A 17,543-nucleotide genomic window follows, 5' to 3' on the forward strand; every position below is an offset into this window, starting at 1 on the left:
GATATAAAAAAGGGACTCATCAGATGAGCCCCTTTTTTTATCAAGTAAATACAGATAATTATTAAAATACTAATTTTACCTTTTTTATCTCACTAAATATCTCTTTATCAGCTAAAACAAACAACAGCATTTCAATGAGATATGGTTTTTCAGATTCTCCATATATGCTTTGAGCCGCTTTTTTTATAAAGTTGCAGTAGGTGAAATATGCTATCTGTTGGTCATAATACATGGCTGAAAAATCAGTGTATTGTCCTGAATGATATATATTTAGAATAGTTTGTATGTCAAAGTTTACTAGAATTTTATTTCTACTGGTTGGTATAGGAAAGTATGAATAGCATAACTCGTCCCTGTTTTCACAAGTTAGAATTAACCAGTTTAACGCATATATCACTCTAGAATCATAGATGAAAAACTCTTCTGGATACATGAAGGATGCAATTTTAGAAAGAGAGGAAATAGTACTAAAGCTGTCTTTTGTTAACTTACCTACATTTAGCTGTTGTTTGAACTTTTTAGTTTTATCAATATTATTTTCAGTGTTTTTAAATCCATGAATACCGCCCCAATGATTAATAATCCAAAAATCTAACTCTGAACTGTCTCCTTTAGACTGATATTGATATTGATATTGATATTCCAATTCATTTTTAAGCTCTATATTTTTCTCAAATATAGTGATCGCATTGTCAATCTTTTCTAAGTTTAAAGAGTCGAAAATACTAACATTAGTATTAAAATTATCAGTAAACCTCTGCTCTAAATCAATGTCTTTACTTAGGGTTCTAATTTTTTCTATCACCTTATCCATGATAATCCTAGTCTTTTATAATAAAAAACCTCAGCAAGCTTAGCGCTTTCTGAGGTTAAATAATAACTTATAAGCTAATAGCATTCGGGACAACCTACACTTTCGACGCCTCATAAATCTCTTCGATAGATGTGTTGATAGTATTAGCAAACTCATCATCACTTTGCTGTTTGCTCAATCCTTCGGTAAAGGCACGTGAGAAGCTGGCTATCATACCGGGGTTTTGCTTAAGCTTGGCACAAGCATCGCCACGGCTATAGCCGCCCGATAACGCCACAACTTTTAGCACTTTTGGATGATCGATTAGCTCTTGGTAAAAACCCGCTTCTTCTGGCAAGGTCAGTTTTAGCATGACTTGCTGGTTGTTAGTCAAACGATCTAGGTTGTGCAAAATGCTGGTCTTTAGTATGACTTCACATTCATGTTTTTTGCTACTGTTGATATCGACTTCAGGCTCTACGATTGGCATCAGGCCTTTTGAGAGTATCTGTTTTGCCACATCGAATTGCTGTTGCACGACCAGCTCAATGCCATCGACATTCGGCTCATAAATTACTGAGCGCATTTTGGTACCAAATACTGGATAGTTTTTGGCTTTATCGAGTAGCAAATCTAAATTTGGCATAGGACGCATCACTTGGACACCATTCATTTGCTCAGCCAAACCCTTATCCACTTTTAAAAATGGCACAATATTTTTCTCTTCCCATAGGTAATTGGCCGTCGGTTTGCCATTGACCTCACGTTCCATAGTATCTTCGAACAAAATCGCCCCAAGCACACGCTCATTATCAAAAGCCTCACAAGTCATGATACGCGCGCGCATCTCATGCACTTGGTCGAACATGGCTTCATCGTTGTCATAATCATCGCCTGTGACACCATAATTCTCTAACGCTTTTGGTGTACTGCCACCACTTTGATCAAGTGCTGCAATGAACCCTGAACCATTTTTGATACGTTGTAGTTGTTTGTTATATTGGTTTTGATATTCCATTGAGAGTGCGTCCTATTGTTATTTGTTAAGGTCAAGTGTCACAAAGTAAATCGCTTTTTATTGGCTAATATCAGCCTTACTGTTTGTAGACAACCTTATCATAGGACGCTCTTTGTGCCTATATCTGATAAGTTAACGCGTTGATAAAATAATTATCACCTATCCTATAAGCAAACTCACTAGGCTAAACGTTTATGCTAAAAACAGCACTGCCACACAGCAAATGGCTAATAATAAACCCAATACATTAATACGGTTAAGCGACTCCTTAAACACACCAACCCCTATCAAGGTTGCCACTGCAATGACACCGACATTCATACCGGTAAAGACGATGCTAGGCGACTCGGATAATAATTGATGCGCACGTACATAAGCATAAATATTGCCCATATTGAGCGCACCTAATAACAATCCTGCTGCGAGCGCATTCCCCTGCCAGCGCACCCGCGTAATCAGCAAATAAATAAACAGCAATAATCCTGCTAAGCCAAAACTGACAAATAATGTAAGAGGAAAAGCAGCGCCCTGCTTGGCAACTTGCTTGAACAAGATATCAATAATGCCATAGCCTGCCCAGACGCCAAACAACCATAGCGGTGTATGCTTCGATTGTCTGCTAATCTGACCCTGCTGTGGACGATAAATCAACGCTCCGAGTGCTAGAAAGCCCAATAACAGTCCAAATATTCGCGTGCTGGTCAGTATTTCACCAAACAATAAAAAAGCCGCGACGATAGGAATAATCAACGATAGCCGCTGAGCCGCATCGGTTGCTACCATTCCCACAGATTCAATCGCCCTTCCAAGGACAATAAACACGGCGGGAAGCAGGATACCAAGCGCGATAATAATGCCCCATGCACTGCCAAGCGTACCGAGTCCACTGACGTCTGGCTTCAATAAAAACCACGTCAGCAGAAAAGCCACCGGATAGCCTGCGACGATAGTCTGCCGTATGTCTATATTTTTCTGTCGTAACACTTTTAGCAATACTGAAACGGCGACACTACAAAGCACCGCTATCGTCAAATATATCATGAGCTATTACCTTGTTAAACTGCCGCTTTATGGGGACATTATTCGCTCATCATTCATATACTGAAGATAAAGCGCGAACCGCCAATTAGGATAAAGCCATAGAATGTAACAAAGTATTTCTTACACAGCAATCTATTTATTGGCTTTTATTCGACTGCTGACAAGTAGCTCTTTAGCCTTCAATTTACAATTAGCATGCAGGTCTGATTGGGAAGTTTGCTAAAATAGTACTCAATCCTAATAACAAAAGTAAAGATTCAAAATAACGAGTAATGTCGTTGATTTTGGCGTACTGCTATTGATGTTTTATGACTGCCTATGAATGCTCTATTTCGATTTTTTGAAACTCGCCTCCCTGCCTTTCCTGAAACCCCTATGCCGCTACCTTCACCCCGTGAGGGCATGCTAAAGTTCTTGTGGGCGTGTACCAACGGTTTACGTGGCTGGCTATTGATATTTATGATTTTGTCTGCGGGCATTGGCATCTATGAAGCGATGCTATTTGCTTGGATTGGGAATATTGTTGACTGGCTAGGCGTCTATACACCGCAGAATCTGTGGTTAGAAAAAGGCGATATGCTACTGCTCATGCTAGCCGTCATGATCATGAGTCCGCTATGGATTGCATTGTCATCATTCATCCATTTTCAGACCTTGCAAGGCGTCTTTCCTATGCAAATGCGCTGGCGCTTTCACCAGCGGATGCTTGGGCAATCGATGCAGTTTTATCAAGATGAATTCTCTGGACGTGTCTCAGCCAAAGTAATGCAAACCGCACTGGCCGTACGTGATACAGTCATGACCGTCACCGACATGTTTATGTATGTCACCGTTTATTTTATTACGTCAGGTGTCATTTTATTTAATCTGGACAGCCTATTATTAATCCCGTTTATCGTTTGGCTAGTCTTGGTTGCGCTGACCATTTGGTACTTTATTCCTAAGCTCAAACAAACTGCCATTGTGCAAGCCGATGCCCGTGCCTTGATGACTGGCCGCATTACCGATGCTTATGCCAATATCATGACCGTCAAGCTGTTTAGCCATTCACGCCGTGAGCTGAGTTATGCCAAAAATGCCATGGGGCAATTTTTAGGTACCGTCCATGCACAGATGCGCTGGGTCAGTTACTTAGAAGTATCAACCCATCTAATCAGTGTGATTTTGGTTAGTGGCACTGCAGCTATTGGCTTATATTTATGGCAACAAGGCGCGGTCGGTGTCGGTGCGATTGCTGCCGCGACAGCCATGGCACTACGTTTGAACGGTTTGACTCGTTGGATCATGTGGCAAACTGCCAGTCTATTTGAAAGTATCGGAACCGTACAAGATGGCATGCGTACCTTATCAGCGCCGCAAAAAATCGTTGATAAGCCCAATGCACCCGCCTTGAAAGTCACCGAAGGTCGTATCGTTTTTGATCATGTTGATTTCAGTTATGAGAATGATAGCGACGCTGTCGAAGGCGATATCTTAGATACAGTGAAAACATCAGCAACGCCTACTACGAAGACTAAACTGCTCGATAACTTTTATTTGGACATTAAACCCGGCGAAAAGATAGGCTTGGTTGGGCGCTCAGGTGCCGGCAAATCTACCTTAGTTAATTTATTGTTACGCTTCTTTGATGTTGATAGCGGTAAAATCCTTATCGATGGACAAGCAATTGATGAAGTCACCCAAGAGTCTTTGCGCCAGCAGATAGGTATGGTGACGCAAGATACGTCTTTGCTACATCGGACAGTACGTGAAAATATCGCTTACGGTCGTCCTGACGCAACCGATGAAGAAATTATTACCGCTGCCAAGCAAGCGCAAGCATGGGACTTTATTAAAGACTTATATGATGATAAAGGCAATACAGGACTTGATACCCAAGTCGGTGAGCGCGGCGTCAAACTATCTGGCGGTCAACGTCAGCGTATCGCCATCTCACGTGTTATGCTGAAAAATGCGCCCATCTTACTATTGGACGAAGCGACCAGCGCCCTTGACTCTGAGATTGAATTTGCCATTACCGAAAGCCTGAATGACATTATGACAGGTAAAACGGTCATTGCGATTGCCCATCGTCTCTCTACCATTGCCGCACTTGATCGATTGGTGGTCATGGATAAAGGTCAAATTATCGAACAAGGCAGCCATGATGAATTATTAAATCTACACGGTGTTTATGCTCGCTTGTGGCACCGTCAAAGTGGTGGTTTTTTAGGTGAAGACAGCTAAGTACAACCCTTAATTTTCATTAAAAATCAGACACAAGGAGGTGTGTACATTATGAAAGCATTTGCAAAAAATATTAATATTAGTGGAAAACAAGCGCGCTACTATAACCTTAGCCAGCTTACACCATCGATACAATCAAATACTGCCTCTCGCGTGCCAGCACACTTTTATGGTGGCAATAGTTTTACCGTTGGTACTTATAGTCCCTTATTAAATGCGCTGGCAACTGACTTTAAAATCAGCTCGCTTGCGCTTCGTGGCTATTGGTATGACAAGCCGCAGCGCCGTCGTCTTACGCGCGAGCAGGATGCTGAGATACTTATTGAATTTTTAGAAAAAACGCAAGACAAACCCATCGTTGGTATTGGTCATTCGCAAGGAGCCACTGCCACTGCCATCGCTGCAGCCCAGCGCCCAGATCTGTTTTCACAGCTCTATTTAATAGAGCCTGTGACGTTTACCAAACCACAAGCCCGACTCTATAATCTATTGCCGCGTAAGCTTCTGCTCAGCCGCGAACCGTTTAAAAGCACCCTCACCAAACAATCTACTTGGGCAAGCATCGATGATTATTATGAGAACTTACGCGCTCAACGTGCTTATAGACGAATGAGTGATGCGCATTTGCGGGTATTTGCAGAGCAAAGTTTATCCAAAGATATCAATGGCAGTTACACGCTGATATTTGCGCCTGAGCAGGAGCTCGCCAACTATTTCGGCGCGCCACATATCGATACCGCCCTCAAGCAATTGAGCTGTCCTTATACACTTATCACTGGTAAGCCGACGTTGTTTATCAACCATAAAGTGCGACAACAATGGCAAAAATTCGTCCCTGATGACAGCATGATATCTTTGTTAGATTACGGTCATCTACTGCCGATGGAAGCACCTGAATTATGTGCTCAAGTTATCAATGAGCATTATCATAGTCATAAATAAGCTGAGCCGTCTAAGTGATGACTGACCTTTTTGCGCCTACACCGACTGACAATCTGTTGCCTTACGATGGTCAGGTCAATGACTTAGGGGTAGTTATCAATGATGCTAACGCCCTGTATAATAATTTACTAACCGAGCTACCTTGGCAGTCTGACATCGTGACGTTGTTTGGTAAAACGCATGTTACCACTCGCCAAATCGTCTGGATGGGTGACCACGATGTCAGTTATTATTACTCTGGACAGACGCGTCGAGCCATTCCATGGACAAAGCAGATGTTGCACGTAAAACGACATATTGAGCAGCAGTTATCAAGCAGTGGCATCAACGTTGATTTTAATTCTTGCTTGCTTAATTACTATCCCTCTGGTGAGGATGGTATGGGCTATCATGCCGACGATGAAAAAGAGCTGGGCGCGCAGCCGATTATTGCTTCTTTATCGCTCGGTGCTAGGCGAAAATTTGTTTTTAAGCATAAAACTATTAGACAAAAGAACAAGCCCGTCAAAGTTGAGCTATATCTTGAGTCCGGTCAGCTTATCGTTATGCATGGCGATACGCAGGATTTTTGGATGCATACCATTACAAAAACTAAAACTGTCACATCAGGGCGAATCAGCCTCACGTTTCGAAAAGTGCTACCGCATTAAATTAATGTAACTTAATATAAGCTAGAGCGCGTCCTCGTTTTGAAAATGGTGATAAAAATGAGATAAACGGTAGCCAAATAAGAAAAATAGCTGGTTAATATCGGAATATTAACCAGCTATTTGATGCAATCTGGCAAGATTTAACCACTTTTAGCCCATTTAGTCGCATGCCTTCAGATTAAGCACATACTCTAGCTCACTTTTAAAACGATCTTGCCAAAAGCAGCACCTTTTTGCAGCTCATGATGAGCCGCGACCACTTCAGACAGTGGATAGGTTTGCTGAATACGTAGCGTTAGCTTACCATCTGCAACGAGCTGTAAAACTCGGGCCATATCTTCACCACTACGCTGCGCCTTATAACCTGCTACCTTTAACTGTTTCTGGCTACCCGCTTCTTTGAGTTTATCCACCCAAATGGTTGGTAATACATTCACGCGTCCGCCTGATTTGAGCACGCTAAGCGCTCGCACGCCTGCCTCATTACCGACCAAATCCAGTAGCACATCTGCCTTTAATTCAGGGAATTCACCATCTTTGGTATAATCAATCCAACCTGTAAGCTGATTGGTATCTATTATTTCATCAAGCTTGGCATATTTCTCTGGTGAGCAAATGACGGTCACCTTGATATTGTTTTTAGCCACTTTATCCATGAGCAGCTGAATCAACAAGTGACCCACGCCGCCTGCTGGCGCGTTTATCACCACATGCTCACCATCTTGAATATCTGCAAACTCTACAAACTGTATCGCCGTCTGTCCAATACAAGGCAGCGCACCTGCTTGCTCTAATGTGACAGAATCCGGTACTTTTGCCAGCATGTCAGCATCGACTGCTACATACTCTGCATAACAGCCACCATGAAAAGTCAGGGCAGCGACCTGTGTACCGATAGTAAATTGCTCACTACGACTATCGACCACAGTGCCTGACATATCAAACCCCAAAATTGCAGGCTCATTTTTATCAAACTTGTCTTTTTGAATGGCATCAGCGCCCCAGCCTTTGCCTTGACGCGTTTTGTAATCGACAGGATTGATACCCGCGTAAGCAACTTTGACCAACACCTGATTGTCTGTTAACACAGGAATGGCCACATCCTCTTGATAGCTCATCACTTCAGGTTCGCCAAACTCACGTATGAGTACAGCATGTTGGGTCGTTGGTAGCACATTATGAGAAAGAGTAGACATCGTTATATATCCTTATAGGTATCTATTACTTTATATTTGCATTCAATTTTATTTTTAGTGAATAACTTAAGCTTATTTAATAATCATTTATAAATGTGCCAATTCCGCACTGAGCGGCAGATGATCAGACAGTGTCGACCATGGTTTGCCCGTATGCACCCAGGCATTTTTCACTCTTAGATTACGCACATAAATACGATCTAAGCTCAGCACAGGAAGCTTGGCTGGGAAAGTTGGCAGCAGTTTGCCATGACAGTGCTTGAAAGCTTCGGTCATACCCAAGCTAGTAGCCAGCTTATCACAAGACATTTTTTTCCAATCATTAAAATCTCCTGCCAAAATTAGTGGTTGATCAGGTGCAATCTCATTACGAACATAGTTGGCAATGGCTTCATATTGCTTGATGCGATCACGCTCAAACAAATTTAGGTGTGCACACAATACAACGACTGGTACATCCCATCCAACTGGTTGTACTTCGCAGTGCAAGACGCCACGCTGCTCAAGCTTATTAACGGTGATATTGACGTTATGCTTAGGATCCAATGGAAAACGGCTCAATACCGCATTGCCATGATGACCATTTTCATACTCTGAGTTTTTACCATAGCTATTTTGCAGCTGTAAATACTCCCCAAACCATTCATGTTGCGATTGATCAGGATATTCGTTGTATTGCATATTGCGCTTAAGATTCTGACCTTGCACTTCTTGGAGACACAGTACATCGGAGCCAATAATATCAAGCGCTTGGGCGATACCTTGTATTTTAACTTGGCGATTCATCGGCGACATGCCTTTATGAATGTTATAGCTGGTTAGCACAAAAGAGGTTGTGGTAGTCATAAAATTAGTCATCATACTTAAAATAAATGGAACATTGATTATCTCGCCACACTGATTGCAAGTGACGCCTAAATACTGATTTTTGAGAAGCTGATAGCGCTGATTGCTGTAGTAATTTTTCATCAACCTTATAGTCGCCACCATAATAACCAGTAGCGTCTACTGGCTGACCTATCTTGGCGTTACAAATTGCAGAGTTACCACGGATGGCGAATTTTTGCTGCCCTTCGTACATGATTACTTTCATCTCATCATAACTTACGTCACCACGACAACCGAGATAATAAGGCACACTCACTTCGACAATACCGTTATTATTAATATCAGTCACTACGGCGGTGTTTTTAGCGAATTCTGCGATTACATCTAACCCATCGCAGGGTACATAGTCATATATTTGCCATACTCGTAAAGCCTCTTGTTCATCTATAACATATAAATGCGTGAAGACCTCTCCTGCTGGCTCGTCAGGGCTATTGGTTGAATTGAAACGCTGTAATTGAACTAAATATTGTTCTCCTACTGTGCCAATCCAAGAACGAATAGCAACAATATCTTTGGTCTTGAACCTCATTTTATTTTTTTTAGAGTTTATTTGATAATAGTTTTGAATAGAAGGCGGCAATTGACCCCATGATAGATGGCTCACAGATATATTATTCACATCTGTCTCTGCCATACTGAGACTGGAGCTAAAGGCTATCATTGCTGTGACGCTAAATTGCATAAGAGTATTTGGTATGTTATTTAGCATCATTTAACAACCTAAGGCAATCAAGTATAAGTTTTAGATAAAGGCTTAATATATCATCAATGTAAAAAGAGCATTGATTCTTATCGAACCAATGCTCCCATACTATACCTATCTTCTATCAATGGCGAATTCGCAAAGGATTGTCATCAATAGCCACTATCTAGCAATTAATAGCGTGTCACCAAAGCAATTGGTTGATCTTCACCCATAATATCTTGTGGCATAAATACTGCTTCGCCACCATTATGAATGACATGCTCAATGATTTCACCAATGGCATCATCAGTAACGCCTTCTGAAGCCGCATCATCTGCAAGACTCAAAGTCTGTGCCTTTTCATCAATTTTGGCTGATTGTATATAACCACGACGGACATAAAGCGTCTCGCCTGCACCTTGGAAGGCACTGCGGTAGACTTCTTGTAGATCTGTTTGCAACATATTGGCACCGCGTGCTTTATCAATCTCACCCATGGCAGCTTGATGCAATGATGTACGATAGCCTTCCACCGCCTCTTGCACACTATTGATAATATGCTGAGCACTACCATCTTCTAGATTGGTCGCATTTGACACTGTGGCAATGATGTTGTCTGGACGATCACAAACTTCTTTATAGTAGCCGATATTTTTAGCATCGCCAACTACTACCAAAGGCATTTTATGCTCACCCCACAACTCTTGTACGCTTTTATCAACCTGATTAAAAAACTCTTTTAGATAGCTGCTTTCATTATTAGACGAGCGATCCGATCCACCATCGCCTGTCGTATATAGACCGTTGTTTTCAATAGGAAATGGAATATTATCCATGTTTTTTTGCAAGTCATCGTCCTTATCGAACTCTCTCACCACGCGATCATTAGACGCTTCAATCAAGCGGGCATTATCACGAGTGAGCACCAAGGTGTAATAATGCACCGCGCTTGCCATATCACGCACCAAATCTCGAGTCGCAAAACGATGTGAAATCACCACACGCTCCGTGGTGTCAATCGGCATACGGATAACTTGCACATCCTCAGTACTAGCAAAAATAGCCAAGGTATCAAGATTTAAGTTGTGATTTAGCTCTTTGGTTTTATCATGAATCTTATCGAGTATGGTAGTCGCTGTGCGCTTATCGTATTCGTTGGTTAAGCGTTCTTCAGCCACTTTTAATTGGTTCTTCAGGGCAATGGGATCTTGATCATTAGCAGGATGCTCGCGATGAGTCTTAACAAAGATACTAACCGCAGGATTGGCTTTGGTTTCACGTAAACTTTTGAGAGTCGCTTTCATTTATTGCTCCTTGTTTTATTATCATTTACTTTTAACATTATGATTTTTACTGTTAATCAACTGATTCATAGTTTTTGCTATCAATAGTGCTTAATCTTTCTATTCCATTGCCTTGATGCTAGCAGTAAAACCTCACTCGCTGTAGGGTTAATTTGCAAGCAAATGATAGCGCTTTGTAAGTAGAACACTCTGTATTGTTCTAAAAGCCTGACGGATCGACTTTAAACCCGTTTAATAGTCACTATCTTCTCGCCTCATACTTTATATAGTCAATAATTAGGTTGTATTTTCGTCAAACGAACCCATCTTTTATATAGCTTATCGATAAGACAGCAAAAAAAGAAAAATAACACAAAGCTAATAATGTTCTAAATGTCACGGCAAGCCAATCTCTTATATAAAGCGACGTTTACTCAATAATAATTCATTCACTACGATCAGATATCGGATACTTTTATGAAAACCCTTCCTGCAGATTTACGCCTTGTCGATTTTGACAACGTTTCGCCAAGTACCTTACAAAGCCATGTCATCAGTGCCATCGATGCAGCCAATACATTTTTAGATGAGATGAGCGCAGATGCTGATAACCATAACAGCGCTGCTAATATCAGTGCTGAGCAAGCGCTGGCTGATATTATGACTTTTGATCATATTAATCTGGCATTGGATCGCAGTTGGGGCATTTTATCGCACCTGAATAGCGTCATGAGCAATGATGACATTCGTCATGTCCATCATGAACTGCTACCCACACTATCGGCTTATGGCACACGTGTGGGACAGCATCAGCCGCTATTTAATCGTTATCAAACTATCGTCAATGACACAGCATTTTTTGCGGCGCTTGAGCCTGCACGAGCGCGGGCTATTGAGCTTGCGCTACGCAGTTTTGAGCTGTCAGGTGTCGCATTACCAAAAGATGAACAAGAAAAATTTGCGGCTATTCAAAGTCAGCTTTCTACCTTATCAGCGACCTTTTCAGACAATGTATTAGACGCCACCCAAGCTTATGCCTTACCGCTGCAGCAAGAGCAATTAGCAGGTCTAACAGAAAGTGGACTGGCGCTACTCGCAGATGCTGGCGAACAGTATAAAGCTCGGGCGCTTGCCAACGGTACTCTTACGCAAGTAGAAGTCGATGCGTTGCCAAGTCCTTACTACGTTGCAAGCTTAAACATCCCTGTTTATCTTGCCATCATGACCCATGCGGATGACCGCGAACTACGCGAGACCCTATACCGCGCTTATGTCACGCGTGCTTCTGAGTTTGATGCGCATACCAATGCCAAAGGTGAGTCGCTAAATAACGCCGATATCATGAGTCAAATCCTGCAATTACGTGAGCAAAAAGCCAAGCTATTAGGTTTTGACAATTATGCAGAAGTCTCACTATCGACTAAAATGGCAGATAACGTGGCAGAAGTAGAAACCTTTTTACGGAGTTTGGCCACGCAAGCAACTCCAGCGGCTAATCAAGACTTGGCCCAGTTGCAAAAGTATGCGCAGGATTATGGTATTGAGGAGTTACAGGCGTGGGACAGTGCTTATATCGCCGAAAAAGTAAAACAAAGCGAGTTCAGCTTATCGCAAGAAGAGATTCGCCCGTACTTTCCCTTACCAAAAGTAATTAGCGGATTATTTGCCATCGTTGAGCGTTTGTACGGTATCAAAGTCCAAGAGCAAAGTGAATCCGTATCACGCTGGCACGACGATGTCAGCTTTTATCAGTTGTTTGATGCTGATGATAACGTGCTTGGTGGCTTTTACTTTGACTTATTTGCTCGTAGTGGTAAACGCGGCGGCGCTTGGATGAGTGGTTTTCAGTCGCGTTATACCTACGATGAAAAAAATCATCAGCAGCTACCCGTTTGCTTTATGGTGGGTAACTTTACCCCTGCCCTCGATGGCAAACCAAGCTTATTGACGCATGATGAAGTATTGACTCTATTCCATGAGTTTGGTCACGGCCTACATCATTTATTAACCCAAGTGACAGTCGGTGATGTCGCTGGTGTCAATGGCGTTGAGTGGGACGCAGTCGAGTTGCCCAGTCAATTTATGGAAAACTGGGCATGGGATGCCGAAGGTATAGCGCTGATTAGCAGTCATGTCGAAACCAGCGCGCCATTACCAAAAGACAAACTTGCAGCGTTATTGGCGGTGAAGAATTTCCAAAGCGGCATGCAAACCCTACGTCAAATCGAATTCGCACTGTTTGACTTATTGATTCATGCGCAGACGCCAGCGCTAGATTATGACGGTATATTAGCCACGCTAAATACCGTTCGAGACGACATTGCTATCATGCAGACACCTGACTACAACCGTTTTGCCAACGGCTTTAGTCATATCTTTGCAGGCGGCTATGCGGCAGGTTATTACTCGTATAAGTGGGCAGAGTTGCTATCGGCAGATGCCTTTAGCAAGTTTGAAGAAGAAGGTATTTTTAACCCAGTCACTGGTAAAGCCTTCCGTGAAACCATCTTATCAGTCGGTGGTAGTTTCCCTGCCAAGACCAACTTTGAAAATTTCCGTGGTCGTAGTGCTAGCATCGATGCTTTATTACGTCATAGCGGTTTTGATAACGCTAAAAATGACGATGCTGCCAATATTGAAAGCAATGCCCAAACGACGCACGAGGTTATCTAAATGCGCTATCAATCAACGCGACCAAAGCGGCAGTTTTTATCTGGTGTTCGCTGCCCTAAGTGTCAAGCGATGGATGCGGTGGTACAAATCAACGTCGTCACTCCAGAACCTGATGAGTATATTGAATGCACATTATGTGGACATAGCGAACATCGCCCTGACCCTGATGCCATCAGTGCCAAAAACCATGCCGAAGATCAGCTTATACGTGATGCTATGGCTACTGGTACCAGCGGCACAGTAAAATTCAAACCTTAAATATTAAGCGTTAAGTCTTAATAGCTACCAGCCTATCTAGCAATAGATAGGCTTTTTATTTTGAGTTTGCTATAGTATGGCTACTTATATTTCTAACATAAATCGACTATAGTATGAAAAGCCAAAAAATGCGTCCTCTGTCAACCAAATCACTGAAAAAAAAGCCCACTAAGTCACGCCAGAAATGGTGGTCAATTATTATATTAGCGGCATTACTGATTGGCTACTTGGTCTGGAAAAACAATTCGATAGACACTAATACTGCGCCTATCGAAAGTACACCATCGACGACCGAACAAGATAGCGCTACTCAATTAGATGCTACGTCCTTAGGTAATAATGACAATAGTTTAAACAATAGTGACTTAACGTCAAATACTAATGAGACAACTACAGTTAATCAAATACCTAATGCTGATGCGATCTTAAATGCGGCTTTGCCAGAAACAGATAGTCTTGCTAAAGAAGAAATAGATCGCTTAGAAGACGAGCGTAAGCGCTTAGCCGAACAAGAAAAACTGGCTGCTGAACAACTGACGATGAACAAGCAATTAACTGATATGAAAGCAGAGCAAATCACCCTACTTGAACAACAAATAGCGCAATTAGAAGCCGAGACAAACGGCGACAAACAGTAGCTCATTATTTAGACTTTTATCAAGGGGCTGACAATGGCGACTTTGCAACTTACCCACGCCCCTATCTTAAATAGTAGCGCGCAGCTGCTTATTCTACCAGTCAATACTGCAGGGATTCTTTTAGACCCTGTTCTCACAAAAGCTAAGACTTTATTTGCTGATAATTATCAACGTTACTATCGCGCATGCCGTGATGGCAGTTTACGTGTAGGTAGTTGCTTACTGCATAAACGTGCGCTTGAGCAAGCTGGTTTAAGCATCAGCAGTAATGGCAATCAGCCCAGTTATATCGCTAATCTTGTGGTATCAAATCATCCTTACCACCCCACACGGTCACAATGGTTGATTGCCGCGTTGAATGATTTATCTGAGCAGCTTATCCCGCTCATCCGTTATCAAGGTATTCGTAGAATTGCCCTACTGGCACGTCCACTTATTCATAACCACTCACGAAATGAGACAGCCAACGTTTCTAACGCAGCTAATTTAGCAAACACAGGCTCACTTGCGTTAGACTGGCACGCTGATATCTTACCGTTACTCTTACAGCACCTACAAGATTTGCCTAAAGTTCGAATCGATATTCACCTTCCTAAAGACTTTAATATAGACCAATCACTTTGATATAGGCCAGTTACTTTAATAAGATATTCTACTGAAAACAAGATTTTACACCCATAAAAAAAACCGCCTTAAGCACTCATGACGAGAGACTTAAAGCAGTTTTTATATGTTGACTACATTAGATATCGATTAGCTTTGCTCGATACCTTTCATAGTCAATTTAATACGACCACGGTTATCGACGTCTTGGACGAAGACTTTAACGATTTGACCTTCTTTTAGGTAGTCAGAAACATTCTCAACGCGCTCTTCAGCGATTTGTGAGATGTGTACCAAGCCATCAGTGTTTGGCAAGACGTTAATAAACGCGCCAAAATCAACGATACGAGCAACCGTACCTTCATAAGTTTTGCCCACTTCAACTTCTGCAGTCAACGCTTCGATTCTACCGATAGCTGCTTTAGTTGCCGCTTTGTTTTCACCAAAGATACGAATCGTGCCGCCATCATCGATATCGATAACTGCACCAGTCTCTTCAGTTAACTGACGAATCATCGCGCCGCCTTTACCGATTACGTCACGGATTTTATCCGGATTGATTTCGATAACCGCATAGTTTGGTGCATGAGCATTGATTTCAGTACGGCTCTCAGGCAATACTTTATTCATCGCGTCCAAAATATGGATACGACCAGCATGGGCTTGCTTAAGCGCTTGTTCCATGATGTCAGGCGTAATACCTTCGATTTTGATGTCCATCTGCAGCGCAGTAATACCATCTTTAGAACCAGCAACTTTAAAATCCATATCGCCAAGATGATCTTCATCACCTAAGATGTCTGACAGTACAGCGAAACGCTCGCCTTCTTTAACCAAACCCATGGCGATACCAGCAACTGGTGCTTTTATTGGAACACCAGCATCCATCAATGCCAAACTTGCACCACAAACAGACGCCATAGAAGATGAACCGTTTGACTCAGTAATCTCTGATACCACACGGATGACATACGGGAAGCGTTCGCTATCCGGTAGCATCGCTTGTACACCGCGGCGAGCTAGACGACCATGACCGATTTCACGACGTTTTGGAATACCTTCACGACCTGTTTCGCCAACTGAGAAATGCGGGAAGTTGTAATGCAGCATAAAATGGTCACGAATCGTACCACCTAGTGAGTCAATCATGTTGACATCACGGCTGTTACCAAGCGTGGTCGTAACCAATGCTTGCGTTTCACCGCGTGTGAACAATGCTGAACCATGCGTGTATGGCAATACACCAACTTGTACGTCAAGGGCACGAACAGTCTCAAGATCACGACCATCAATACGCGGCTTGCCTGACAAGATATTGTCACGAACCGTACGATATTTAAGATCGTTATAAATTTCTTTAAGCTCAGATACCGTATCAGCGTAAGTTTCCGACTCAGCATCACCAGCGAGCGTATCGATAATTGATTGCTTGATTTCATCAAGCTTAGTATAACGAGCTTGCTTATCAGTAATCGTATAAGCGTCAGCAACTTGCTCGCCAAACTGCTCTTTCATGCTGCTAGTAAGCGCTTGATCACGCTCAGGGGCAGTATACTGCTGCTTAGCAGTACCGATTTCTTCTGCCATTGAAGCAATGTTATCAATAACGATTTGCTGTTGCTGATGACCATATAGTACCGCGCCTAGCATCTGATCTTCTGACAGCTCTGCTGCTTCAGATTCAACCATTAGTACCGCAGACTTCGTACCAGCCACAACCAAGTCAAGATCGCTCTCTTTAAGCTGCTCAATCGTTGGGTTCAGGATGTACTCGCCGTTGATAAAGCCAACACGTGCCGCTGCGACAGGACCATTGAATGGCGCATCAGAGATGGCCAATGCCGCTGAAGCACCGATTAGGGCAGCAATATCTGCAGACTGAGTTTTATCTGATGAAACAACCGTTGCCGTAATTTGAATTTCGTTAACATAACCTTCAGGGAATAGCGGACGAATCGGGCGGTCAATCAAGCGTGAGGTTAGGGTTTCGAACTCGCTTGCACGACCTTCACGTTTGCCATAGGCACCTGGGATTTTGCCCGCTGCATACATTTTTTCTTGATAGTTGACCGTTAGCGGAAAGAAGTTTTGACCTTCTTTAGCCTCTGATTTTACTACTGCTGCGACAAGTACCGTAACGCCGCCCATGTGTACTAAGATAGAGTTTGCTTGACGAGCAATACGACCTGTCTCGATCACAACCTGTTGGTTGCCATACTGAAATTCACGCTTAATGGTGTTAAACATTGTCATATAATCTTCCTAATGTTGACTGACGAAAGTAATATCAGCATTATAAAAAGCTGATATTTTTCATTAAAATTCTGTGTATGTGACTACTAGTGTATATGACTAATAATTGACAGTCTTTCTCTCAGAAATCATCTCAACCAGTGCCAATAACATTACCTAGTTATTCCATATGCCTATCGGTGCTAAACATCGTACTATTGTGTATATTTGGTCATTCAATTTTGGCTTTACTATAAATACTATCAAAAAGACCTTAAGTCAAAAGACTTCGGTGCTAAAAACCCTATAGGCTATTTTTCTGCGCTTTTGAGAGTTGGATATTAGCGCAGCTAGCTATTCTATAAGCTAAGAAACGGGTATTTTATAAATAGTCACCATATATGTAGTAGATAT

The 17,543-nt window shown here is 42.4% G+C and carries 15 protein-coding genes; 7 read left to right on the forward strand and 8 right to left on the reverse strand.

The window, feature by feature from the left end; all coding sequences use genetic code 11:
* Nucleotides 1-61: 61 nt before the first annotated feature.
* The 3 genes from ACI2JM_RS01555 to ACI2JM_RS01565 form a co-directional block, all read right to left on the reverse strand.
* Complete coding sequence (locus ACI2JM_RS01555; protein WP_404641603.1) at nt 62-814, reverse strand: hypothetical protein; 753 nt, start codon at nt 812-814, stop codon at nt 62-64.
* A 94-nt stretch (nt 815-908) separates the two neighbouring features.
* Nucleotides 909-1,811, reverse strand: a complete 903-nt coding sequence (locus ACI2JM_RS01560; RefSeq protein WP_404641605.1) for a fructose bisphosphate aldolase — start codon at nt 1,809-1,811, stop codon at nt 909-911.
* 192 nt (nt 1,812-2,003) lie between these two features.
* A complete protein-coding gene (locus tag ACI2JM_RS01565) occupies nt 2,004-2,852 on the reverse strand; it encodes a hypothetical protein (protein ID WP_045454888.1) in 849 nt (282 codons plus the stop codon).
* Nucleotides 2,853-3,170: 318 nt separating this feature from the next.
* On the opposite strand from ACI2JM_RS01565, the gene ACI2JM_RS01570 reads away from it, so the two are divergent.
* The 3 genes from ACI2JM_RS01570 to ACI2JM_RS01580 are packed head-to-tail and all read left to right on the forward strand — an operon-like array spanning nt 3,171 to nt 6,670.
* Nucleotides 3,171-5,078, forward strand: coding sequence for an ABC transporter ATP-binding protein (locus tag ACI2JM_RS01570; RefSeq protein ID WP_201501767.1), 1,908 nt, complete (start codon nt 3,171-3,173; stop codon nt 5,076-5,078).
* Between the two features lie 51 nt (nt 5,079-5,129).
* Nucleotides 5,130-6,020 (forward strand): alpha/beta fold hydrolase, encoded by an 891-nt coding sequence (locus ACI2JM_RS01575; protein WP_404641608.1) that lies wholly within the window; start codon nt 5,130-5,132, stop codon nt 6,018-6,020.
* 17 nt (nt 6,021-6,037) lie between these two features.
* Complete coding sequence (locus ACI2JM_RS01580; RefSeq protein ID WP_404641610.1) at nt 6,038-6,670, forward strand: alpha-ketoglutarate-dependent dioxygenase AlkB family protein; 633 nt, start codon at nt 6,038-6,040, stop codon at nt 6,668-6,670.
* Between the two features lie 191 nt (nt 6,671-6,861).
* Here ACI2JM_RS01580 and ACI2JM_RS01585 read toward each other — a convergent pair whose 3' ends face one another.
* The 4 genes from ACI2JM_RS01585 to ACI2JM_RS01600 all read right to left on the reverse strand — a co-directional run bounded on the left by ACI2JM_RS01585 (nt 6,862) and on the right by ACI2JM_RS01600 (nt 10,746).
* A complete protein-coding gene (locus tag ACI2JM_RS01585) occupies nt 6,862-7,866 on the reverse strand; it encodes an NADP-dependent oxidoreductase (protein ID WP_201602701.1) in 1,005 nt (334 codons plus the stop codon).
* Between the two features lie 87 nt (nt 7,867-7,953).
* Entirely contained in the window at nt 7,954-8,712 is a 759-nt protein-coding gene (locus tag ACI2JM_RS01590) for an endonuclease/exonuclease/phosphatase family protein (RefSeq protein WP_045443058.1), read from the reverse strand.
* Nucleotides 8,713-8,716: 4 nt separating this feature from the next.
* Complete coding sequence (locus ACI2JM_RS01595; protein WP_404641612.1) at nt 8,717-9,469, reverse strand: M949_RS01915 family surface polysaccharide biosynthesis protein; 753 nt, start codon at nt 9,467-9,469, stop codon at nt 8,717-8,719.
* A 164-nt stretch (nt 9,470-9,633) separates the two neighbouring features.
* Nucleotides 9,634-10,746, reverse strand: coding sequence for a hypothetical protein (locus tag ACI2JM_RS01600; protein WP_045454884.1), 1,113 nt, complete (start codon nt 10,744-10,746; stop codon nt 9,634-9,636).
* Nucleotides 10,747-11,202: 456 nt separating this feature from the next.
* Between ACI2JM_RS01600 and ACI2JM_RS01605 the strand changes: the two genes are divergently transcribed.
* The 4 genes from ACI2JM_RS01605 to ACI2JM_RS01620 all read left to right on the forward strand — a co-directional run bounded on the left by ACI2JM_RS01605 (nt 11,203) and on the right by ACI2JM_RS01620 (nt 14,918).
* Nucleotides 11,203-13,398: a M3 family metallopeptidase gene (locus tag ACI2JM_RS01605; protein WP_404641614.1), complete on the forward strand. Its 2,196-nt coding sequence runs from the start codon at nt 11,203-11,205 to the stop codon at nt 13,396-13,398.
* Nucleotides 13,399-13,656 (forward strand): YheV family putative metal-binding protein, encoded by a 258-nt coding sequence (locus ACI2JM_RS01610; protein WP_055123691.1) that lies wholly within the window; start codon nt 13,399-13,401, stop codon nt 13,654-13,656.
* 113 nt (nt 13,657-13,769) lie between these two features.
* Complete coding sequence (locus tag ACI2JM_RS01615; RefSeq protein ID WP_055123692.1) at nt 13,770-14,294, forward strand: hypothetical protein; 525 nt, start codon at nt 13,770-13,772, stop codon at nt 14,292-14,294.
* Nucleotides 14,295-14,327: 33 nt separating this feature from the next.
* On the forward strand, nt 14,328-14,918 hold the full coding sequence (locus ACI2JM_RS01620; RefSeq protein ID WP_404641617.1) for a hypothetical protein: 591 nt from the start codon (nt 14,328-14,330) through the stop codon (nt 14,916-14,918).
* 129 nt (nt 14,919-15,047) lie between these two features.
* Here ACI2JM_RS01620 and pnp read toward each other — a convergent pair whose 3' ends face one another.
* On the reverse strand, nt 15,048-17,150 hold the full coding sequence (gene pnp, locus ACI2JM_RS01625; protein ID WP_404641619.1) for a polyribonucleotide nucleotidyltransferase: 2,103 nt from the start codon (nt 17,148-17,150) through the stop codon (nt 15,048-15,050).
* Nucleotides 17,151-17,543: the final 393 nt, after the last annotated feature.

The organism is Psychrobacter sp. NPDC064578, assembly GCF_044901245.1.
GTDB lineage: Bacteria > Pseudomonadota > Gammaproteobacteria > Pseudomonadales > Moraxellaceae > Psychrobacter > Psychrobacter cibarius_C.

What these genes read in the sequence shown, in the direction of transcription:
- ACI2JM_RS01610 (WP_055123691.1), top strand. Translation starts at nt 13,399, where the DNA reads ATGCGCTATCAATCAACGCGACCAAAGCGGCAGTTTTTATCTGGTGTT.
- ACI2JM_RS01570 (WP_201501767.1), top strand. Translation starts at nt 3,171, where the DNA reads ATGAATGCTCTATTTCGATTTTTTGAAACTCGCCTCCCTGCCTTTCCT.
- ACI2JM_RS01585 (WP_201602701.1), bottom strand. Translation starts at nt 7,866, where the DNA reads ATGTCTACTCTTTCTCATAATGTGCTACCAACGACCCAACATGCTGTA.
- ACI2JM_RS01605 (WP_404641614.1), top strand. Translation starts at nt 11,203, where the DNA reads ATGAAAACCCTTCCTGCAGATTTACGCCTTGTCGATTTTGACAACGTT.
- ACI2JM_RS01600 (WP_045454884.1), bottom strand. Translation starts at nt 10,746, where the DNA reads ATGAAAGCGACTCTCAAAAGTTTACGTGAAACCAAAGCCAATCCTGCG.
- pnp (WP_404641619.1), bottom strand. Translation starts at nt 17,150, where the DNA reads ATGACAATGTTTAACACCATTAAGCGTGAATTTCAGTATGGCAACCAA.
- ACI2JM_RS01555 (WP_404641603.1), bottom strand. Translation starts at nt 814, where the DNA reads ATGGATAAGGTGATAGAAAAAATTAGAACCCTAAGTAAAGACATTGAT.
- ACI2JM_RS01615 (WP_055123692.1), top strand. Translation starts at nt 13,770, where the DNA reads ATGAAAAGCCAAAAAATGCGTCCTCTGTCAACCAAATCACTGAAAAAA.
- ACI2JM_RS01595 (WP_404641612.1), bottom strand. Translation starts at nt 9,469, where the DNA reads ATGATGCTAAATAACATACCAAATACTCTTATGCAATTTAGCGTCACA.
- ACI2JM_RS01620 (WP_404641617.1), top strand. Translation starts at nt 14,328, where the DNA reads ATGGCGACTTTGCAACTTACCCACGCCCCTATCTTAAATAGTAGCGCG.
- ACI2JM_RS01560 (WP_404641605.1), bottom strand. Translation starts at nt 1,811, where the DNA reads ATGGAATATCAAAACCAATATAACAAACAACTACAACGTATCAAAAAT.
- ACI2JM_RS01580 (WP_404641610.1), top strand. Translation starts at nt 6,038, where the DNA reads ATGACTGACCTTTTTGCGCCTACACCGACTGACAATCTGTTGCCTTAC.
- ACI2JM_RS01565 (WP_045454888.1), bottom strand. Translation starts at nt 2,852, where the DNA reads ATGATATATTTGACGATAGCGGTGCTTTGTAGTGTCGCCGTTTCAGTA.
- ACI2JM_RS01575 (WP_404641608.1), top strand. Translation starts at nt 5,130, where the DNA reads ATGAAAGCATTTGCAAAAAATATTAATATTAGTGGAAAACAAGCGCGC.
- ACI2JM_RS01590 (WP_045443058.1), bottom strand. Translation starts at nt 8,712, where the DNA reads ATGACTACCACAACCTCTTTTGTGCTAACCAGCTATAACATTCATAAA.